Here is a 20,022-nt window from a genome sequence, read left to right on the forward strand (position 1 = left end):
ATAAAATATTAGTTCTAAATACACTTTTAAAATAACAAAGTCAGTTACTAGTTAAGTAGAAAAAAATCTAGCAACTAGTAACTGGCAACTAGTAACTAACAAAATGAACAATAAAATCTACTTTACCCCCGGCCCGTCTGAATTATACCCAACCGTTCGTCAGCATATGATCACGGCGTTGGATGAAAAGATTGGTGTTATCTCTCACCGCAGTAAGAAGTTTGAAGAAGTGTACAAAACAGCTTCAGACAATCTTAAAACATTATTAGAACTTCCTTCAAACTATGAAGTGTTGTTTCTTGCTTCTGCTACAGAGATCTGGGAACGTATCATTCAGAACTGTGTAGAGAAAAAAAGTTTTCATTGTGTAAATGGTTCTTTCTCAAAACGGTTTTATGAATTTGCCGGTGAGCTTGGTCGTGAGGCATACAAAGAAGAAGCTGCTTTTGGAAAAGGCTTCTACCCTGCCAACATCACTGTTCCTGCAGATGCAGAGATCATTTGCTTAACGCACAATGAAACCAGTTCAGGGGTTTCTATGCCTGTTGAAGACATCAATCAGTTCAGAGAAAAAAATAAAGAAGCATTGATCTTTGTTGATGCAGTATCTTCTCTTCCTTATCCAAAATTTGACTGGACTAAAATAGACTCTGCATTTTTCTCTGTGCAGAAATGTTTTGGTTTGCCTGCAGGCTTAGGTGTTTGGATCTTGAACGACCGAGTGATTGCAAAATCAAAAGCTTTGTTAGCGAAAGGACAATCTATCGGAACATACCATACGATTCCTTCAATGTTGGAGAAAGCGAAGGTAAATCAAACACCTGAAACACCAAACGCGATCAATATTTTCCTATTAGGAAAAGTTACGACAGATATGTTGCAGATCAGTGCAGATGGAATACGCAAACAAACAGAAGAAAAAGCAGCATTGATCAATAAATACATTGAATCAAGCAAGGTCTTTAGCTTTGGTGTTGAAGATGCGAGATTGCGTTCTATGACAACGATCGTTGCAAATACTACAATACTACCCGGCGATATCAATAAGGCATTAGAACCTTTTGACATGGCTGTTGGTGCAGGATATGGTTCTAAAAAAGAAACGCAAATACGGATTGCCAACTTCCCTGCACACTCTTTAGAGCAGGTTCAAAAGCTTGTTAAAACATTACAGGAAAAAATCGGTTAATTATGCTACAGGTTGGTGATACATATTCAGAAAAATTCTCTTATACACAAGAGCAGGTACAAGCATTTGCAGAACTTTCGGGTGATAAGAACCCGCTGCATTTAGATGCAGAATATGCGGCTACTACAATGTTCAAAAAACCGATCATTCACGGGATTTTAGGTGCAAGCATTATGTCAAAAATTCTTGGCATGCACTTTCCAGGAGAAGGAACTGTTTATTTAAGACAGGAAATAGATTTTAAGCGCCCCATGTACGTTGAGGTACAGTATGAGGCTCAACTTAAAGTTATTGAGATCAACAGCGACAAACACACTGCTGTTGTTGAAACAAAAATAGTAGATAAAGAAACAGGTAAAGTAAATGTATTGGGTAATGCCCATGTCATGCACAAAGATAAAATATGAAATTAGATAAGGAGTCGTTAAAGCTTGCACTTATATTCAAGGGTGCTATCGTAAAAAGATTACTTGCAGGAATGCTGGTACTTACTTCGATCACATTTGTATTGGTATATCTTCACAACAACAATGCAGAAGAATATAAAAAACTGAACATGACAATCAGTGGAGCGTTACCTGGCTACATGGGGGCTGCATTAGGTTTATTACTTGTATTCAGAAACTCTACAGCTTATGACAAATGGTGGGAAGCACGCAAAGAAGTAGGCGCACTTGTAAATACTGCCCGCAATTTAGCCATTACATTAAATGGGCTGCTTCCTTTCAATACTCCTGAAAGAAAAGACGTATCGCATTTATTGATCTGTTTTACATTTAGTCTAAAAGCACATTTAAGAGATCAAGTCGAAAAAACATCGCTTGATATTCTTTCTGAAGAAGATCGAGTATTAGTTGAAAATGCCAAACACAGACCGGTTGTAATTGCCAACATTATGACGAATAAAATTGAAAATGTTTGGAAACGCAAATTGATTACAGATATTCAACAAAGCCTTCTTATTGAAAAAATACACGGCTTGGTAGATATTTTGGGGAAATGCGAACGCATTAAAAATACTCCGATCCCAATGGCGTATATGTATTTATTGAAATTTCTGATTAATTTATACGTAATTATTTTACCATTCAGTCTGGTTGATGAGATCGGTTGGTTATGTATCCCTTTGGTAATACTTTTATATTACATTTTAATGAGTATTGTAATTACTGCTGAAGAAATTGAAGAGCCATTCGGTTACGATTTGAATGACCTGGAAATGGATAAAATTGCATTAAATATCAAAAACAATATTGAAGAAATTGTAACGCATGACTAAACCTCCTTCATATAGAGCTGCATTTTTTAAGTCGACGATAGTTATCCTTTTTGTTTTTTTAAATTTATTACTAACCTTAAATACCTTCGCCGGAAACACATGGGAGACAACAATCGCTCCCATGACCACAAACAATAGGCACGCCGGCGGAAAATACGTGCATACCTTCAACCCCAATAAGGCGATCTCTCCTGATAGTGCATTAAGGCTTGCTAAAAATTATTCCTTTAAGAAAAATGGAATTGATATATATTCAAGAGTAAGCACTATAAAACAGCCGGTATGGGTCTATTTTAAAACAGATAGTTTTATTTCATCTGAAACACATTTTTTAGTTATTGAAAATTGCAACTTCAATCTCATTACACTTTATGCATATCAAAATGACTCATTAAAACTCATTGAAAGAAAAGGTATGAGTCTGCCGTATCAAAAAGACAATTTATTCCCGGAACAAACTTCCTTTTGCATTCAGCCCAACACCATCTATTTTATTGAAGCATATGATTTATTCAATATTGTTTTACCCATCTTCATACGCACCAACACAGTTAATATAAAGAGTTCTGTTTTTAAAAATTATTTCAACGGATTTTATTGGGGTGTAATTTCAGTAATGGGTATCGTTGCGCTGTTCTTCTTTATTCGTTCTAAAGAACGAGCCTTTCTATATTATTCTCTTTTCTTATTCGGAACAATCGTTTTAAACCTGTGCCTTGAAGGATATCTCTTCGCTTATTTTTGGCCCGACCATCCTGAAATAAATACACATAAAATTGCCATATATGCATTAAGTGCTATAACAACTCCGCTGTTTGTTTATCATTTCCTGGATATTAAATCCTATTACCCAGGAACGAAGTTTGTCTTCCTGATCCTTACAGGTGTTTTTTTACTGATCCCGATTATGAGCTTTATGGGTTGGTATGCGCAAGCTCTTTATTCTTTGCAGATGATAGCGTTCCTGCAAATCATTGTATACATCGTATACGGCATTTCAATATGGAAGAAAGGCAATCAGAATGCATTGTATTTCATACTTGCCTGGTCTCTGTATTTATCTTCTATTGTATTTGCCGTTCTATCTTCTTTAAATATCATTCCGCGTACTACGTTTGTAAATAATTATGTACAGATCGGAACACTCATTCAGGGAGGTATTTTTTCTTTTATTATGGCAGGAAAGTATCAGCAATACAAACTGACGCATATTCAGTCGCAGGAAAAAATTATTGATGTGTTAAAAGAACGTGAATTGTTATTAACGAATCAAAATGACACACTTGAAACAACGGTATTCAATCGTACACAGGAATTAAATCGTACAAACAACGAGTTAAATACCCTGAATACAAAATTAAATGAATTGGTTTCTCAAAAAACATGGGAACTTCAAAAATCTCTTGAAGAAATCGTTAGCACAAACAATCAACTTCACCAATTCAATTACATTACTTCTCATAATTTACGAGGGCCTGTATCAAGCTTAAAAGGCCTGATCGAATTATATTCTGAAGAAAAAGATGCTACAGAACGTGCTGTTTACATTGAAAAAATCAGACATGTAATTAATCGAATGGATGAAATACTAATTGACCTGAATAAAATTTTATCTTATCGAAATAGCAATTCTATTAAAGAGCTTATTGATTTTGAAACAATGATCTCAAATAATTTAAGGCAATTAGAAATCCAACGAATTCAGGTAAATCTATACATAGATCCAAGTCTTGAGATATACGGCATCAAATCTTTTTACGAAAGTATTTTTTACAACTTGTTAACCAATGCCCAAAAATATTCGAGCCCGGAACGAACATTAAAAATTACGATACAAATAATCCGCTTAGCAGAGCATCGATTTACATTAACTGTGTCGGATAATGGTATCGGAATGGATGAATCTAAAACAGGAGATAAATTATTCGGCTTCTATAAACGCTTCCACACACACGTGGAAGGAAAAGGCCTGGGTTTATATATTACAAAAAATCAAATTGATATGCTAGGCGGTACGATTCGTGCCGAAAGCGAGTTAAATGTAGGCACGACATTTATTATTGAACTACCGTGTTAATGTAATATGTTTTATGTTCTAAGTTTTAAGAAAAAAAGTAAATCTTAAAACTTAGAACATATTACTTATAACTACTTCAGCTTTTCAAATATTCTCTGATCGCATCGCGGATGCTCGTGAATGTTTGCTGCAGCAATTCTTCATTCTCTTCCAGCAACGTTACTCTGAAGCCTTTTAAATCTGAGCAGAACGAAGAGATCGGCACTACACAAATCCCTTTAGATGCAAGTAAATAATATACAAAACGTTTATCCAGATCAACATTCGGCTCGCTAACCCACTTTTCTACCAAAACCTTGTTTGCTGCATTACTAATCGGCAACGTTTGTTTATCATTCAACACACCGTCTTTAAATACAATGGTATTATAAAAGGCACCATATGTTTCGTTAAACATCAGCTCAGGAATCTGTCCAAGTATACCTGCAATGATTTTACTGCGCTTGCCGATCTTATTATTTAATTCTTCTCTGTATGGCAAGTAACGCGGATCAGACATGATCACCGGAATTGCTAATTGCGGAAGTGTTGTAGAACAAACTTCGATCATTTTTGCATTATCCAATGCTGAACAGAATTTATCAAAGTCCTGATCTTTGCCGCGATTGTAATATTCCATCCAGCCACAACGGGAACCCGGCCAAGGAAATTCTTTCGAAATCCCCTTCATGGCAATGCCCGGAACATCTTCAATTACTTCTGCTAATGAATACGCACGGGCACCGTTGTACGTAATGTTCAAATAAATTTCATCACTCAATAAAAATAAATTAAACTCTCTCGCTATTTCAACGATGCGCTTTAACGTCTCTAATGGATAGACCATCCCTGTTGGGTTATCTGGATTGATGATCAGAATTCCAATGATGTTCGGATTGTATTTTACTTTATTATACAGATCATCCAGATCGGGATACCAATGATTATTGGGATCTAATTTGTATGTGATCGGATCCTGACTTGCGTGTGCAGCCTCTGCAGAAGAGTGTGTAGAGTATGCAGGTGATGGCCCGATAACACGAGAACTGCGGCTTATAAATTGATACACTTTTGCAATTGCATCTCCCAAGCCATTGAAGAATAAAATATCTTCCGCTGTTATTTGCGCTCCGGCTTTTTTATTATTTAACTCGGCTAAAAATTGACGCGTCTTCAGAATTCCTTTTGAAGGAGAATAACTGTAACTCTTATTATCTAAGGTCAGATTAGAAATTGTTTCTCTGATCCATTGAGGAACGACATTATTTTTTTGAATCGGATCACCAATGTTTTCAAAAACAATTGATTGTCCGTTTTTATTTATCAGATCGGCCTTTTTAACAATCTCTCTGATTTCATAACTGAGCTCCTTCGCTCCATCACTTAATATCTTATTCCTCATTCTAATTTGATTAAAATCCTGCTAATTTAAGAACACTTTACGGTATTGTCTGCAGTTTATCTTCGAAAGTGGAAAGAAAGTTTATTCTGCATTTTCAACCATTGCAATTCATTCATTTTATAAAATACCTGTATACACGCATGAAGCAATTTCAATACAGATAAAAACAGAATAATATTCTGTATAATATAATATTTTTAATTATTTAAGAATAATATTTGCTATTATTCATTTTTATTTTACATTTGTATCACCTACCCGATTGAGGGTCGTGTATTATAAAGAATGAAGGGAGAGATTAGGCTCTGTGAACTTCTGGCAACCTGCCCACCAAAGCAAGGTGCCAATTCCTACCCATGTGGAACTATAAAAATTACGACTATGAAAACAAGATATTGTTGCTAAAGCCTGACTTCTCGAAGTTACCAGCTGACTTAACCTGCGGTTTAACGTCATGCCCAAAATCCATTTCTTACACTCAATCTATTACACGTATGACAACTACAATTCAATATAAAACGCTTTCAATAACAAAAAATGCCGTTTCTAATGAAACAACATTTTCAAAACCTGAATCTGTTTACACACCAAATCTGTTTGATGAGCAATTGATAAATATTATCAAACCTTCCGCAAGCCTTGTGGAAATAGACCAAACGATATTTGAAAAAAACATTTTGAGTTCTTTAAAAACAAACAATCCATTACATAGCTATGTTTGGTTTTTAAATTAATACAATCTTTCACTCAGTATTGGCTTGTTCAGTATTTGTATTCGCATCACTTGATGTTCATACAAAACTCTGATCAAGCCAATCTTTGTTTTCTTCCAATAATTTTTATTTAATTATGAATTATAAATGATAAATTATGAATGAAAAGCTTATTCCCTAAGCTATTCAGTTTTGGAAATTCATAATTTATAACCTATAACTCATAATTCAATCTATGTCTGCTTCGCTTGATGACATGCCTGCTTATGAACATTTTCAGGATGAACTGGATCTTGAGCTTGCCCGCTATGCCAAAACACATGCATTATCGGATCTGTATGTTGAGAACGAATTTATTCAATACATCTGCTTTTCACTTTTTTTAACTAAACCCAGCGAGCTCACTTCCGAAATCCTGGAGCATTTTTTGTCGGAAAAACCTGAAAGCAGATCAGCTGTAGAAACCTTTATTTTATACATGAATGATAACGATAAATCTTACCTAAAAAACATGTTTACCAATAATTTCAATTTCACCAGCAGATAAGCTATCTACTCAAGAAATCAATACATTGAAGCCGTATTCAATTTATTTTTTTGTAGTATTGATATGAATTTATGCCGTATCCTTTTAACAAAACCGTTAAATAACCGAAGCACAGACAATGGAATTAAATAATATCCAAATAGAATCTTCAGCTTCTGATAACCAAGACATCATTTTTATAATTAATGAAGATTATATTTTCTTAGAAGTAATCGCAATAAACGAAGACCTACTTTACAAAAAGAAAAGCGACATAATTGGCTTTTCTATCAATGCCGTTTTCGACGAAGATAAAAACAGAAATTTATTTTCCAATTTAATAAAAAACACATTAGTATCCGGAAAATCCATAACGATCAAGTATAACTTAACCGTTATGGCAGGAGTTGAATTATTTTTTGAAGCAATCTGCTACCCATTCCGGATCAATTTTGATGGCAAACGTTCCGTAATGATTCATATTAAAAACATTACTGAAAAAATCGCTACAGAAAAAGCATTACAAAAAAGCGAGACAAATTTTCGAAGTATTTACGAAACAACAAATGTAGGTATTGCTATCAAAGATGATCAAGGATACTACATCGCTGCAAATAAAGCGTTTGAAAATATTTTAGGTTATACAGAAGCAGAACTAAAAGGAATTCACTTTACACACTTTATTTCTCCGGAAGACCTGGAAGCAGAGCTTACTGTACATAAACAATTAATAACAAATCAAATCAATAAGTATAATCTTGAAAAGAAATTCATAACAAAATCAGGAGAAATAATCTGGGGCAATCTGAATGTTGCAGCAATCACAGATATCGGCAATAAAACAACCAGCTGCATAAGCGTACTTGTTGATGTTACAGAAAGACGTACACACGAAGAAAAGCTTATGAGCTTAAATACAACAAAGGATAAGTTTTTCTCCATTATTTCTCATGACATACAAAATCCTCTTATTGGTATTATTGGCTTAGGTGAAATATTAAAAGACCGGGTAGATACAATTGAAAGCTGGGAGCGTGATAAAATAATACGATGGATCATTGAAGGAAGTCAAACGGCAAGAAACCTTTTAATAAATCTATCCGAATGGTCGCGTTCTCAAAGTAATCAGATCGAATTGCACCCAACGCAATTAAATTTATTTGAACTAGTTGAAAACAACATCGCCATTGCAAAAAATCTTGCTGAATACAAACGCGTAACTATTGAAAATAAAATACCTGAATACTTTTCTGTTTGGATCGACATCAACATTCTTAATACCATTATCCGTAATTTAATTACCAATGCAATTAAATTTTCTCATAGTGAATCTGTAGTTGAAATTACCATTGCGACTGAAGGAAATGAATGCATCGTTTCTGTGAGAGATTTTGGAATCGGAATGACTCCTGTACAATTGGAAAAATTATTCATTCCTACAAAAAAAGTAAGTACACTCGGAACTTCTAATGAAAGAGGAACCGGATTAGGCCTTATTTTATGTAAAGAATTTATAGATAAATACAATGGTAAAATATGGGTTAAAAGCTCTCCCAATGAAGGGTCTACCATCAGTTTCACCATACCTATGCAACCGAACCCAGACCAGAAATAACATTTTTATAACAGTACTATAACCGTATGGACGTTAAACTAACTCTGAAACTTGACGAGGAAATAATTAAAAAAGCCAAATTATTCGCAGCAGATAACAATACAAGTCTGTCGCGAATGATTGAAAATTATTTATTGCAAATAACTTCTGAGTCTACAACTGAAACAAAAGTTACAACGCTCGTTAAAAGTCTTTCCGGAATTATTGATTCTGAACTTGTAGGAGATTATAAAAAACAAACTACAGATCATTTAATTCAAAAGCTCTCTTAATATGGAACGCATCTACGTAGACACGGATATTGTTATGGATCTGTTGGCAAAGCGCGAACCGCATTATCAATTTGCAGCTCAATTATTTTCTTTAGCCGATAAGAATCAAATCGAAATATGTATCTCCCCTCTTACGTTTTATAATATAAGCTATATCGTTTTTAGAAATTACAATTCTTCTGAATCAAGAAAAAATCTATTGAAGTTTAAAACACTAGTTACTTTTTTACCTGTGAACGACAAAGTGATTGACCTTACCTTAACCTCCAAATTTAAAGATTTTGAAGATGGCATCCAGTATTATACTGCCTTGGAGCACAATGTCAATACACTTATTACACGAAATCTAAAAGAATACAAATCTGCTGAAATCAATATCATTACAGCAGAGCAGTATTTGAAGAATAAAGCGAAATAATTTATCCTTTTAGATATTCTATTTTAAGCTTCTGCAGGTACTTCACCGTATGACTTTGTGCGTATGGTTGCTCCCAATTGATTGAGCAGATTATACAAGCCAAAATATGTTCGGTTAATATAGATACCGTGGCGAGAGCCACGTGCTTGTCTGGCATCTTTTATTTCTTTCACGTTACTTATGTGTTCACCAAATTCATAAATTTTGGTAAAATAAGAATCATCGCTAAAATCAAATGTTTCAGCATGAAATGGTAAGCCCAGCAAACGTGTCATCTCACAAAACAAATCAAAGAATATCTCGCGCTGTTTAGGTGTATCCTCTGCATCAAAGAAATTAAGTCGCTCAAATGTTTCCAACAAAATCGTTTTATCGGCTATTACTTCTTTATTCAGCAATTTAAAATACTCATTATAAAATTCATCTGGAATCTCTTTTACACATCCAAAATCAATTACACCTAAGGTGCCGTCTTTCCGCATCAAGAAATTCCCCGGATGCGGGTCGGCATGAACCGTACGTAATTGATGCATTTGAAAATCATAAAAATCCCATAATAATTGCCCAATATGATTACGTACTTCCTGTGAAGGATTGGTTGCCAGAAATTCTTTCATGTGTAATCCATCGAGCCAGTCCATTGTTAGAATGCGCTTGCTGGAATACTCCGGATAATAAGCAGGAAAAACTAACCCCGTTATATGTGCACATTGCTTAGAAATTTCGTCCGAACGCCTTAACTCAAGTTCATAATCGGTTTCTTCAATGAGTTTGGATTCTACTTCATCCATGTACATATCCAAATCCTTTTCCTTCATGTTTAGCAAGCGAACAGCAAATGGTTTTACCAATTTCAAATCAGATGAAACACTTTCGGCTACACCTGGGTATTGAATTTTCACGGCATACACTTTACCATCTTTGATTGCCTTATGAACCTGCCCGATGGATGCTGCATTTGAAGCATTACGCTCAAATGTATCAAATAAAGAATCCGGCGATTTACCGAAATATTTCTGAAAGGTTTTTACCACTAATGGATAGGATAAAGGCGGTGCACTGTACTGTGCCATTGTAAATTTATCAACGTATGCTTGTGGGAGCATATTCTTATCCTGACTTAACATCTGTGCAACTTTAAGCGCACTACCTTTAAGCTGACTCAGGGTATCATATACATCTTTAGAGTTATCTTCATGCAGCTGCTCTTTTGTTAATTCTGAATCAAAAGCCTTCTTCGCATAATATTTAATATAATTCCCTCCGATCTTCGCCCCTGTTTGTACAAATTTTGTTGCGCGTTCAACTTTGCTTGTAGGAATACTGTTTTGTTCTTTCATGATTCGGATTTGTTGGATTAATTGAAAATTAGGATTTGCTTCATAGTTAATTGATGCTGTAAGCCGAATCTAGTTGTTGAAATATGGAAAATGTTAAGTGAAACGACAATCCAATTAATCCATATATCCAACAAATCCGAATCCTATTTCTGAAATAAAAACTTTCCAAAATCCACCACTGAATCCAATACAGTATTCCCCATCAAATCAAACGAAAGATTTACCGCTTTTTCAATGGCTGCATCCGTACGTTCAAAACCACGGCTCTCATCGTCCATCCAAAACTTCAACACAAACATCAATTGCATCCAAACAAGTTTGTCGTAGTTGTCTGATAAGTATGGGCGTTTTACGACTTCGTTCTTTTCAATACCTTCGTTGATTAAACTTTTGGCATATGTTAAGAAGGGTTCTCTGAAGGCTTTGATTGGCGAGCTCATCCAGTTATCTGGACGAAGGCTGAATTTAGAAGTATGAACAATATAACTGCGGTAGTTTTTCAATACCTCAATCCATGTGTAATAGAACGAAAGTAGCTTTTCTCTCGCTGAATACGATTCGTAGACTTCTTCGCTTTTAAGTTTTGTAAGTGTTTCTTCAAATATGCCCATCCATACATCCTTTTCAAGAGATTTGAACGAGTTGTAATGATCGTAAAACTCCGATTCCCTCCTATTCAGTGTTTTCATGAATTGAAAAACTGATTGCGGAAGTTTTCCGTTCATAAGTACATATTCTATAAAGGTATCCCGAAGTTGCTTTGCAGAAATAGCTTCTGAAGTATGTTGGTGCGATTCTTCTGTATGTGTTTCCATAATCTTAAAACAGATGAAGTGTGGAGAATGTTCTTGTTGCTTCTTATTAATTTCAACATTTATCGACTCAAAGTCAATTAATTCGGAAAAGAAGTTACTTTACTGCCCCAAAGTCGTATGTATGACTTTAAAACACCCCAAAATGATATCATTTAAAATCTGGTTCTCTTTTTCGTTGATTGTTTTATTTTCGATACAATCTTTTGGGCAAACTGATAAAAATTCCGACAGTACTGCAATAAAGGTCGAAGCAATGCCTAATAAGCAATACACGAACTTTATGATTCTAACGAAAGAGTGCAAGCATTGTCAGGATAAATTTAAAATAGAAATATGGATCAATGATAATATTTACTTAAATACGATTGCAATAGATTCCCTTGTCATTCATATACCCACTGCACAGCCCAACGATATAATTTCCATTAAAAAATACAAATATTTTGATCATACATGGAATTGCAGAAGTTGGACTTACAACCGGGGATACAAGTTTAAAATTAAAAACAAACCTATAATACGCATAAAATCTACATTAAAAGTAAAAAGCAATTACCCTCATAAAAAAGGGCAAGTCAATTATGATATGTAATTTTATTCAACGTTAAATGATCCGATTCAAAGACATACATATCCCCAAGCCCTGCTCGGTAGAATACGATTCATTGCAAGGCGATGAAACAAAACGGTTTTGCGGTAATTGCAAAGAGTATGTGTATGATTTCAGAGGAAAGAATGAAGCGTATTTAAATCAGGTGACCGAAACCCAGGGGAAGGTTTGCGGTATTTATTATGAAGATCAAATACGGCAACCGAGTTTACGCATAAAACGTCCATTTTACTTTGCAATTGCAACAAAGATTGTAAGCATAGGTCTTTTCATAAAAACTTTTTTTAGCACCCACACCGCCGATGCTTCGACTACCTATACACCCTCTATACATTTCGAGCAGCAGGACACGATTGCAGTCATCAAAGCGGAGTTTAAAAACAAACCTAAAAAACACAATTCTTATACTATAAGCATTTTTATCAACAATGTTTTATACAAAAAGAATGTATCTGTATATGATGGTTATTTGTACATGCCTGATACTACCTCACCCGATGATAGCATTAAAATTATAGTATACAAAAAGAAAGCCTCACGCTATAGCAATGTTTCCTATTCCATAAAACCTAAAGAGTATTTATTTACATTTAAAGAATCGGATAAAATTGTTGTTGAAATAGATTACAAATTCCATTTCACTTTGATCAAAAGAAGAAACATCAGAGGCAAACGAAGAGCTGCCGTGGGATATTATTAAGGGTTACTACACAAACTAAATTACATATTCACTCAATGATCCGATTCAAAGACATACACATTCCCAAGCCCTGCTCTGAAGATTATGACTCGCTTTCAGGCGACGAGGTAAAACGCTTCTGCAGCAGCTGTGAAAAGCATGTCTATGATTTTAGAGGTAAAGATGAAGTTTATCTGAATGAAGTCTTTCAACATTCAACAAAGACCTGTGGTATTTACTATCTGGATGAAATAAATACTATCAAAACAAATGCTATCAAAACAAACAAAAAAAGTTTATTCATACACGTTATAAGCTTCTTGATTTTCATTAAAGCTTTCCTGACAATACAGGATACAAAAGCTTCACAACGCATCATTCCTCAAACAGTACAACTGTCTGAAGATACAGATAGCACTGAAATCAAAACAACATTTAAAGGAAGACCGATTCGATCAAGAGTAAAAATCAACATTTATATTAACGATACTTTGTATAAGCAATATGCTTACCCTGAACAAGGCTATCTCTATTTACCTGACTCGCTAAAAGCCCATGATAAAATCAAAGTGAAAATTTTAGGCAACAAATTGTACAAGTCTAAAACATACAAATTCAAGTTTGCACATGTGGACAAAATAACTGTTATAATCGCTGGTAAATCACCGATACATTTATTTAAAAGAAGAACTATTGTTGGTGCCATGGGAGATTTTTGGTAGTTTTTTTTTATCAGTAACCCTTATACAATATCAGACATGATCCGATTCAAAGACATACACATCCCAAAGCCCTGTTCCGTAGATTACGATTCACTTCCAGGCGATGAAGTAAAACGTTTCTGCAGTAGTTGTGAAAAATATGTTTATGATTTCAGAGGAAAAGATGAAGTATATTTTAATTCCATTATTAATGCACATGGAAAAGTATGCGGTTTTTTTTATGAAGACGATATTAAGTCAACAGCCGTAAAAATTAAGCGTCCATTTTATTCTGCTTTTGCTGCAAAACTATTCGGTATATTTTTATTCATTAAAACCTTATTAAGTTCAGACCATGCGCAGGCGTCGACATTCCAAACACATACCACTACTCAGCAAGCAACAGATAGTAGTGGTGTAAAAGTGAATATCAAAAATCGTCCTTCACAATATCAGGCATACTTACTAGATATCTTTATCAATAATACCTTATACAAATCAGGCGCTAATCTTGATGATGGAACGGGCTTTATATGGCTGCCCGATTCGTTAAAAGAAAATGACAAAATCAGAATTGTAATAAAGGATTACGGCGACAATCGAGGATCGTATAAAATTCATAGGAAGGAATATCATTTCAACTATAAAGAATCTGAAAAGATAACGGTCAAAATAAAATTCCATAAAAGATCTGAAATACATCTCTTCAAGAAAAGAAGAAGATCTACTGGTGGAGTCTATTATTAAATTCAGAATTCTATATTATTATTCGATTTTATAAATAGAATCGAATAATAGTACATCTTACAGGAGCATTCAGAAGAAATGCGTATTTTGATATTAAACCGTATTCCAGATAGTATGAAACACATCATCCATTCTACCTTCCTCCTATTCTTCATAGCTTCCATTACAATTTCCTGTAAGAAAAAAGGTGACGAACCTACAATAGCTGCAGACACCATGAATTATGACATGGATGAAGCTGCAGTTATTAATGCTGGCTGGACCAAGACTATGGACGAACCTTTCAATAATGATCTAAGCAATTGGAATATCTGGCAAAGCGGTGCATACAACAACGAATATCAATACTACTCCAACAGCACAAACAATATTCATCTCAACAACGGGCAGCTAATTATTACTGCCATTAAAGAATCCGCAACGGGTAATACAGATCCGTACACAACAACACAAAAAACATTTGCATTTACTTCCGGACGAATGGAATATAAAACACCCATTTCCGCGAATAGTACTACACCTAAGATTAGATATGCTGCACGCATTAAACTTCCTGCGGGTTATGGTATGTGGCCAGCCTTCTGGAGCACCGGTGCAAACTGGCCTCAAAATGGAGAAATCGATGTAATGGAAGCAAAAGGACAATTACCTTTTGCTTATGGCACCAATTATTTCTATGGATCTACATCAGGCATTAGTCAGGTACCTTCAAACAGCGGACTTAATTATACGACAACAAAAGACTTAACAAAATACTGGCATGTATATGAAGTGATCTGGGAAGAGAATAAACTCACGTACATGTTAAACGGAAAAGTGATCCGTACACTAACAAGCGACGTCGCTCCTGGACAATACATCGATGATATGTTTGGCAAATCTCAAAACATTACGTTAAACCTTGCTGTTGGCGGAGATTATTTTAGAAATCCGAACTTGCCTGATCCGAATGATATTGTTACGGGTAGCATGTATGTAGACTGGGTAAAAGTTTTTACAAGTAACTAACATAAAAAAGAAGTCCTGTACCTTTTGATACAGGACTTCTTTTTTATATCCTATTTCTACATACACGGATTTGAAAAATATTCATTTTACAAGTATATATTTTTCAAAAAAGCAAATTGAATCAATTCAGCCATATTTTTGGAATTGGTTTTATGCAACATGTTTTTGCGATGGGTGTGAATAGTGTTTTCACTCACAAACAACTTAGCAGCTATTTCTTTACTTGTATGACCTTTTTTTACTAAAGCCAGTATTTCTATTTCTCTTTTTGATAATTTCAATTGAGAATTATCTTCGTTAAAAGATGTATAAGATATGGTTTGTTGAATTTGTCCACTTACCGCTTTATAGATTAAGAAATCGATATTGCCGTCTTTTTTAATATGATTAATATCATTCATTAAAAACATCATATACATGGGAGATCCGTCGGGATAGGTTTCGATAACACCAAATTGAACCTGGCACCAAAATTCGTGTTTGTCTGACCGTACTGCTCTAAAGGTAGAATTAAACTTATAGCTTTTAGCATCTTCATTGTTTGCTACTGCTTCTGCGATTGTTTCACTGATTTTGGGATATAAATAGGCATTATAAATTGCCATGTGTGTGGGATGAAAAGTATCATATACTATCTGCATTCCGTTTTCGCTTACAAATGCCTCTCTGGAATACCCCATGAGGCTAGAAAAATTTTCATTGCAATATATGTATCTTAATTCTTTATGGTCAAATATATTTACCGCTACTGGAAAGCTATTGAATAAGACATCCAGTTCTTTTAAAAATATTGGCTTGTGATTGTCCAGTGATTGTGAATTCTTTTTCTCAAATAGGTTTTTCAAATTCACTTCAAAGTCAACAAATGAAATTATTTCATTTTCCATAATTCATTAATAAAGTTCTAAAATCTTATTATATAATAGCATTTGTCATGCAAATTTAACCAATTGCCTGATAGAAGTTGAAATATTTTTTTTACTTGACTTGCTTTTTATTTAGTTACTCTCCTATTTCTACATAACCGGTTTTCAATAGGATTGAAAGACATTCTCTTTTTTTAATTGCGTTAAAATAGCCGAATAAGCTTATTTCTTTTCGCCAATATTTCAGTAGTAAATACTATGAAAATATTTTAAAATATTTATTTTACAAGTATATATTTTTCAAATTAGCAAAGTGAATCAATTCAGCCATATTTTTGGAATTGGTTTTATGCAACATGTTTTTGCGATGGGTGTGTACAGTGTTTTCACTCACAAACAACTTTGCCGCTATTTCTTTACTTGTATAGCCTTTTTTTACTAAAGCCAGTATTTCTATTTCTCTTTTTGATAATTTCAATTGAGAATTATCTTCATTAAAAGAAGTATAAGATATTGTGTGTTGAATTTCGCCACTTGTTGTTTTATAGATTAAGAAATCCATATTGTTATCTTTTTTTATATGACTAATATCGTTCAATAATGACAAAGTAAACATCGGAATTCCATCTGAATAGGTTTCAATAACTCCAAACTGCACTTGACACCAAAATACGTGTTTGTCTGAACGAATGGCTTTAAAGGTAGAACTGAACTTGTAGCTTTTAACATCTTCATTGTTTGCTACTGCTTCTTCCATTATTTCAACTACTTTGGGATATAAATAAGTATTATAAATTGCCATGTGCGTGGGATGAAAAGTATCATATACAGTTTGCATTCCATTTTCGCCCATAAATGTCGATCTGGAATATCCCATGAGACTAGCGAGATTTTCATTGCAATACGTGTATCTTAATTCTTTATGGTCAAATATATTGGCCGCTACTGGCAAGCTATTGAATAAGACATCTAGATCTTTTAAAAATGTTGGGTTATGATTGTTTAATGATTGTAAATTTCTTTTCTCAAATAATTTTTTCAAATTCAGTTCAAAGTCAACAAATGAGATCATTTCATTTTCCATAATTCATTAATATAGTTCTTAAATCTTATTATAAAATAACATTTGCCTCAGCAAATCTAACCAATTGAGTGAAAGAAGTAAATTTGACAAATACTAAAAAATAAATGCCTTGAATTAAATTTACAAGGCATTTATTTTTTAGTATTTAATTATTCTCTACTATTTTTTAATCTACCAAGATTTCAAAAAAACAGAAATCTATAAAGAACTTAGTATGTTATCTTAGGGCGATCAGGAAATTTACTCTTTAGTGAATTTAAAATTATTTTTGTTCCCATCAGCAGTAAATTGAAGAATATAAGTTCCAGGTTTAAGAGTGCTCACATCTATTTGTCCATTGTCGTGATGCAGGATGATTTTACTTCCCAGCATATCATACACACAAATATCTGTTAACTCTGTTGTATTTTGTTTGATGGATAACGTTTGCTTTGTCGGGTTTGGAAACCATAGAGCAGTAGAAGCTTGCCCTGCCAATTTAGTATCTGTAGCAATGTGTGTTGGTGTGAATTCATATAACTCCCTTCCTGTACTCTCTTCGTAACCGAAAAAGAACACCTTGGTTTCAGTAGCGTATATATCACTCTGAGTCAAATCAACTTCATATAAATCAGATCCTCCAAGTGTTCCATCAGATATAAATAATCCATATTGATCCGTTCTTGAATCTGTTCCATTAAATACAAGTCCTGTATTGGTCTTTACCAGCATCAAATCAGAATTGTCATCAATAGGATTACCAATCACAGAAATTGTACCTGCTGGTGTACCGTCAGTTTTGTATATATTCTGCTTATATCCATCATAAGTTGCAGAGAAATAAATTTCACCCATGTATTGAATAATTTGTTTGGGAAAGCTAAGTAAATTACTCTCAGTATACAGGCTTTTTGTACCTGCAACTGTACCGTCTGACACAAACAACTCCAGGGTTCTACTCTCAGGGTCTCCGGAAGGAAGCATAGCATTAAAATAGTATTTTCCATTCAGGAGATAACAACCTTCAAGACCAAATGAAAAACTGCTTTGAAATTCTTTTAGCTTTTTTGATCCTGCTTGAGTTCCATCAGTAACATACAATGTCTTTGCCGTTTGTCCATGAAAATAATAAATAATTTTATTGTCAGGTAGTTTTTCGAAAAACCACGGACCAGCAGAATAAGCTTCATCCATTTCCAATAATTCTTCTAAAGTCTCTGTAGCTGTATTGTACTTGTACAGCATGGATAATTGGTTATCAAACGACTGAGGGGCGGTGTAATATATAATGTTCCCGTCTACAAAATAATCTTCTATCGAATTAGAATTTCCGTCGGAAACTAAAACAGTCGATTGTTTCTGACTTATAGAATAGCTTATTACATCTGAAAAAGAATTGTAATAAAGCAGATCATTTTTTATACGCAGATTTACTCCTGTGAATGATGCTTCCTGCACTACCGTTCCGTTTAATGTTCCATCCGTAAAATAAAGTACATCGTCAATCAGAATTAATCCACCAGTATTATCCTTTTTTATAAAATCCTGAATTTTGTTGGAAAATTTAGATTCGGTATCTACAAGTATATAAGTGCCTGCAGCCGTACCATCTGAGCGCCACAGCTGATACGTACCATTATCCCCCATCTTCAGTGATATAAGAATTACGTCGCCAAGGTTTCCGATTATTTCGGAGTAAGTCATAGAAGATTCTGCACCTGGCAGAATGTCTTTAACCAATCTTGCATTAACATTTTGAGACTTTGCTGTAAAAAATGTGAATACAAATAAAAGCAGTGGTAATCGAAGTAGAATTTTGTTCATAAGCGCTATTGTGAATAGATAATCTAATAGTAAAAGTATTTAAAAGAAATTCTGTTTTTAAAATTAATAAAAAAGGCCTTGCATCTTTCGATACAAAGCCTTTTTATTAATTGCTGTAGGGGAGGGATTCGAACCAACTCACGGAGCAATTAGCCATAGTACATAACATTAAGTGGTCAACCCTAGCTTTTGTGCTTTACACTACGTTTATTTTGAACTCTCCACCCCCGAGACAGGAGGGCATGTCTGCCAATTTCAACACCCTACAGTATAATTGTCCGACTGACAACAATACAAAAGTAATAGACCGAACCTTTTATTGCAAATATTATCGTAAATTATTTTAATATTTAACATTTTATCAATAGATTAACATTATAATTATTAATTTAATAATTAAGACCTGAAAATATGGCTTTACATTCCGAAATTGATAGCATCGATCTGAAAATTCTAACTGAATTGATCCAAGATGCTTCCCTACCCTATACAGAGATTGCAAAAAAAATTGGCGTATCCGGCGGAACCATCCACGTGCGCATGAAAAAAATGGAAGATCTGGGCATTGTAAAAGGCTCGCACCTGGAAATCAATTACAACCGTTTGGGCTACGACATCACCGCTTTCCTTGGAATTTACCTCGATAAGAGCGAGTTCTATGATAAAGCAGTAGACGATCTTCGTAAAATTCCGGAGGTAGTAAATGTGCATTACACTACAGGAAACTACAGCATGTTTGTTAAAATTATCTGTCGGGATACGCAACATCTGCGGGAAGTTCTCCACGATAAAATCCAAAAAGTCTACGGTATCCAGCGCACGGAAACCAGTATCTCGCTTGAAGAGTCGATAAATAGAACATTGGCACTTGACCTCTAAGTTATAATCATCTAATACAT

General features: G+C 34.3%; 21 protein-coding genes and 1 riboswitch. Of the genes, 15 read left to right on the top strand and 6 right to left on the bottom strand.

The window, feature by feature from the left end; translation table 11 throughout:
* The first annotated feature begins 103 nt into the window (after positions 1 to 103).
* The 4 genes from A3EE_RS0107970 to A3EE_RS0107985 all read left to right on the top strand — a co-directional run bounded on the left by A3EE_RS0107970 (position 104) and on the right by A3EE_RS0107985 (position 4,545).
* Positions 104 to 1,189 carry an aminotransferase class V-fold PLP-dependent enzyme gene (locus tag A3EE_RS0107970; protein WP_018342920.1) on the top strand — a complete coding sequence of 362 codons (1,086 nt, stop codon included), beginning with the start codon at positions 104 to 106 and terminating at the stop codon, positions 1,187 to 1,189.
* Between the two features lie 2 nt (positions 1,190 to 1,191).
* The gene (locus A3EE_RS0107975; RefSeq protein ID WP_018342921.1) at positions 1,192 to 1,596 is read left to right on the top strand and encodes a MaoC family dehydratase; all 405 of its coding nucleotides are present in this window, start codon (positions 1,192 to 1,194) and stop codon (positions 1,594 to 1,596) included.
* A complete protein-coding gene (locus A3EE_RS0107980; RefSeq protein WP_018342922.1) occupies positions 1,593 to 2,468 on the top strand; it encodes a bestrophin family protein in 876 nt (291 codons plus the stop codon). The genes A3EE_RS0107975 and A3EE_RS0107980 overlap by 4 nt, the downstream gene beginning before the upstream one ends.
* Positions 2,469 to 2,589: 121 nt before the next feature.
* A complete protein-coding gene (locus A3EE_RS0107985) occupies positions 2,590 to 4,545 on the top strand; it encodes a sensor histidine kinase (RefSeq protein WP_245553817.1) in 1,956 nt (651 codons plus the stop codon).
* 76 nt (positions 4,546 to 4,621) lie between these two features.
* Here A3EE_RS0107985 and A3EE_RS0107990 read toward each other — a convergent pair whose 3' ends face one another.
* Positions 4,622 to 5,926: a pyridoxal phosphate-dependent aminotransferase gene (locus A3EE_RS0107990; RefSeq protein ID WP_018342924.1), complete on the bottom strand. Its 1,305-nt coding sequence runs from the start codon at positions 5,924 to 5,926 to the stop codon at positions 4,622 to 4,624.
* 273 nt (positions 5,927 to 6,199) lie between these two features.
* A riboswitch (SAM riboswitch) is annotated at positions 6,200 to 6,299 on the top strand.
* A gap of 121 nt (positions 6,300 to 6,420) precedes the next feature.
* Between A3EE_RS0107990 and A3EE_RS0107995 the strand changes: the two genes are divergently transcribed.
* From A3EE_RS0107995 to A3EE_RS0108015, 5 genes are all read left to right on the top strand, one after another.
* Positions 6,421 to 6,660, top strand: coding sequence for a hypothetical protein (locus A3EE_RS0107995; protein ID WP_018342925.1), 240 nt, complete (start codon positions 6,421 to 6,423; stop codon positions 6,658 to 6,660).
* 214 nt (positions 6,661 to 6,874) lie between these two features.
* The gene (locus tag A3EE_RS0108000) at positions 6,875 to 7,186 is read left to right on the top strand and encodes a hypothetical protein (RefSeq protein ID WP_018342926.1); all 312 of its coding nucleotides are present in this window, start codon (positions 6,875 to 6,877) and stop codon (positions 7,184 to 7,186) included.
* Between the two features lie 118 nt (positions 7,187 to 7,304).
* Complete coding sequence (locus A3EE_RS21280) at positions 7,305 to 8,780, top strand: PAS domain-containing sensor histidine kinase (RefSeq protein ID WP_018342927.1); 1,476 nt, start codon at positions 7,305 to 7,307, stop codon at positions 8,778 to 8,780.
* A 26-nt stretch (positions 8,781 to 8,806) separates the two neighbouring features.
* Positions 8,807 to 9,052 (top strand): DUF6364 family protein, encoded by a 246-nt coding sequence (locus tag A3EE_RS0108010; RefSeq protein ID WP_018342928.1) that lies wholly within the window; start codon positions 8,807 to 8,809, stop codon positions 9,050 to 9,052.
* A 1-nt stretch (position 9,053) separates the two neighbouring features.
* Positions 9,054 to 9,470, top strand: coding sequence for a type II toxin-antitoxin system VapC family toxin (locus A3EE_RS0108015; protein WP_018342929.1), 417 nt, complete (start codon positions 9,054 to 9,056; stop codon positions 9,468 to 9,470).
* A gap of 23 nt (positions 9,471 to 9,493) precedes the next feature.
* Here A3EE_RS0108015 and A3EE_RS0108020 read toward each other — a convergent pair whose 3' ends face one another.
* Both A3EE_RS0108020 and A3EE_RS0108025 read right to left on the bottom strand, forming a co-directional pair.
* Entirely contained in the window at positions 9,494 to 10,810 is a 1,317-nt protein-coding gene (locus A3EE_RS0108020; RefSeq protein WP_018342930.1) for an ABC1 kinase family protein, read from the bottom strand.
* 143 nt (positions 10,811 to 10,953) lie between these two features.
* Positions 10,954 to 11,625, bottom strand: coding sequence for a TetR family transcriptional regulator C-terminal domain-containing protein (locus A3EE_RS0108025; RefSeq protein WP_018342931.1), 672 nt, complete (start codon positions 11,623 to 11,625; stop codon positions 10,954 to 10,956).
* A 142-nt stretch (positions 11,626 to 11,767) separates the two neighbouring features.
* Between A3EE_RS0108025 and A3EE_RS0108030 the strand changes: the two genes are divergently transcribed.
* The 5 genes from A3EE_RS0108030 to A3EE_RS21285 all read left to right on the top strand — a co-directional run bounded on the left by A3EE_RS0108030 (position 11,768) and on the right by A3EE_RS21285 (position 15,370).
* Positions 11,768 to 12,217 carry a hypothetical protein gene (locus A3EE_RS0108030; RefSeq protein WP_018342932.1) on the top strand — a complete coding sequence of 150 codons (450 nt, stop codon included), beginning with the start codon at positions 11,768 to 11,770 and terminating at the stop codon, positions 12,215 to 12,217.
* A 16-nt stretch (positions 12,218 to 12,233) separates the two neighbouring features.
* Positions 12,234 to 12,935, top strand: coding sequence for a hypothetical protein (locus A3EE_RS0108035; protein WP_018342933.1), 702 nt, complete (start codon positions 12,234 to 12,236; stop codon positions 12,933 to 12,935).
* A gap of 35 nt (positions 12,936 to 12,970) precedes the next feature.
* A complete protein-coding gene (locus A3EE_RS20250) occupies positions 12,971 to 13,636 on the top strand; it encodes a hypothetical protein (protein WP_018342934.1) in 666 nt (221 codons plus the stop codon).
* A 36-nt stretch (positions 13,637 to 13,672) separates the two neighbouring features.
* The gene (locus A3EE_RS0108045; protein WP_018342935.1) at positions 13,673 to 14,362 is read left to right on the top strand and encodes a hypothetical protein; all 690 of its coding nucleotides are present in this window, start codon (positions 13,673 to 13,675) and stop codon (positions 14,360 to 14,362) included.
* Positions 14,363 to 14,476: 114 nt separating this feature from the next.
* Positions 14,477 to 15,370, top strand: a complete 894-nt coding sequence (locus tag A3EE_RS21285) for a glycoside hydrolase family 16 protein (RefSeq protein WP_018342936.1) — start codon at positions 14,477 to 14,479, stop codon at positions 15,368 to 15,370.
* A gap of 86 nt (positions 15,371 to 15,456) precedes the next feature.
* On the opposite strand, the gene A3EE_RS0108055 is transcribed toward A3EE_RS21285, so the two are convergent.
* From A3EE_RS0108055 to A3EE_RS0108065, 3 genes are all read right to left on the bottom strand, one after another.
* Positions 15,457 to 16,257: a LuxR C-terminal-related transcriptional regulator gene (locus tag A3EE_RS0108055; protein ID WP_018342937.1), complete on the bottom strand. Its 801-nt coding sequence runs from the start codon at positions 16,255 to 16,257 to the stop codon at positions 15,457 to 15,459.
* A gap of 262 nt (positions 16,258 to 16,519) precedes the next feature.
* On the bottom strand, positions 16,520 to 17,320 hold the full coding sequence (locus A3EE_RS0108060) for a helix-turn-helix transcriptional regulator (protein WP_018342938.1): 801 nt from the start codon (positions 17,318 to 17,320) through the stop codon (positions 16,520 to 16,522).
* 240 nt (positions 17,321 to 17,560) lie between these two features.
* On the bottom strand, positions 17,561 to 19,123 hold the full coding sequence (locus tag A3EE_RS0108065) for a T9SS type A sorting domain-containing protein (RefSeq protein WP_018342939.1): 1,563 nt from the start codon (positions 19,121 to 19,123) through the stop codon (positions 17,561 to 17,563).
* Between the two features lie 411 nt (positions 19,124 to 19,534).
* Here A3EE_RS0108065 and A3EE_RS0108070 point away from each other — a divergent pair, with 411 nt between their 5' ends.
* Positions 19,535 to 20,002, top strand: coding sequence for an Lrp/AsnC ligand binding domain-containing protein (locus tag A3EE_RS0108070; RefSeq protein ID WP_018342940.1), 468 nt, complete (start codon positions 19,535 to 19,537; stop codon positions 20,000 to 20,002).
* The last annotated feature ends 20 nt before the right edge of the window (positions 20,003 to 20,022 follow it).

This window comes from Cytophaga aurantiaca DSM 3654 (assembly GCF_000379725.1).
Classification (GTDB): Bacteria; Bacteroidota; Bacteroidia; order Cytophagales; family Cytophagaceae; genus Cytophaga; species Cytophaga aurantiaca.

Bases quoted from the DNA above. Each gene is read 5' to 3' on its own strand.
- A3EE_RS21280 (WP_018342927.1), top strand. From the start codon at position 7,305: ATGGAATTAAATAATATCCAAATAGAATCTTCAGCTTCTGATAACCAA.
- A3EE_RS0108060 (WP_018342938.1), bottom strand. From the start codon at position 17,320: ATGGAAAATGAAATGATCTCATTTGTTGACTTTGAACTGAATTTGAAA.
- A3EE_RS21285 (WP_018342936.1), top strand. From the start codon at position 14,477: ATGAAACACATCATCCATTCTACCTTCCTCCTATTCTTCATAGCTTCC.
- A3EE_RS0108025 (WP_018342931.1), bottom strand. From the start codon at position 11,625: ATGGAAACACATACAGAAGAATCGCACCAACATACTTCAGAAGCTATT.
- A3EE_RS0108065 (WP_018342939.1), bottom strand. From the start codon at position 19,123: ATGAACAAAATTCTACTTCGATTACCACTGCTTTTATTTGTATTCACA.
- A3EE_RS0107995 (WP_018342925.1), top strand. From the start codon at position 6,421: ATGACAACTACAATTCAATATAAAACGCTTTCAATAACAAAAAATGCC.
- A3EE_RS20250 (WP_018342934.1), top strand. From the start codon at position 12,971: ATGATCCGATTCAAAGACATACACATTCCCAAGCCCTGCTCTGAAGAT.
- A3EE_RS0107990 (WP_018342924.1), bottom strand. From the start codon at position 5,926: ATGAGGAATAAGATATTAAGTGATGGAGCGAAGGAGCTCAGTTATGAA.
- A3EE_RS0108070 (WP_018342940.1), top strand. From the start codon at position 19,535: ATGGCTTTACATTCCGAAATTGATAGCATCGATCTGAAAATTCTAACT.
- A3EE_RS0108030 (WP_018342932.1), top strand. From the start codon at position 11,768: ATGATATCATTTAAAATCTGGTTCTCTTTTTCGTTGATTGTTTTATTT.
- A3EE_RS0108045 (WP_018342935.1), top strand. From the start codon at position 13,673: ATGATCCGATTCAAAGACATACACATCCCAAAGCCCTGTTCCGTAGAT.
- A3EE_RS0108035 (WP_018342933.1), top strand. From the start codon at position 12,234: ATGATCCGATTCAAAGACATACATATCCCCAAGCCCTGCTCGGTAGAA.
- A3EE_RS0108015 (WP_018342929.1), top strand. From the start codon at position 9,054: ATGGAACGCATCTACGTAGACACGGATATTGTTATGGATCTGTTGGCA.
- A3EE_RS0107975 (WP_018342921.1), top strand. From the start codon at position 1,192: ATGCTACAGGTTGGTGATACATATTCAGAAAAATTCTCTTATACACAA.
- A3EE_RS0108020 (WP_018342930.1), bottom strand. From the start codon at position 10,810: ATGAAAGAACAAAACAGTATTCCTACAAGCAAAGTTGAACGCGCAACA.
- A3EE_RS0107970 (WP_018342920.1), top strand. From the start codon at position 104: ATGAACAATAAAATCTACTTTACCCCCGGCCCGTCTGAATTATACCCA.
- A3EE_RS0108055 (WP_018342937.1), bottom strand. From the start codon at position 16,257: ATGGAAAATGAAATAATTTCATTTGTTGACTTTGAAGTGAATTTGAAA.
- A3EE_RS0107980 (WP_018342922.1), top strand. From the start codon at position 1,593: ATGAAATTAGATAAGGAGTCGTTAAAGCTTGCACTTATATTCAAGGGT.
- A3EE_RS0107985 (WP_245553817.1), top strand. From the start codon at position 2,590: ATGACCACAAACAATAGGCACGCCGGCGGAAAATACGTGCATACCTTC.
- A3EE_RS0108010 (WP_018342928.1), top strand. From the start codon at position 8,807: ATGGACGTTAAACTAACTCTGAAACTTGACGAGGAAATAATTAAAAAA.
- A3EE_RS0108000 (WP_018342926.1), top strand. From the start codon at position 6,875: ATGTCTGCTTCGCTTGATGACATGCCTGCTTATGAACATTTTCAGGAT.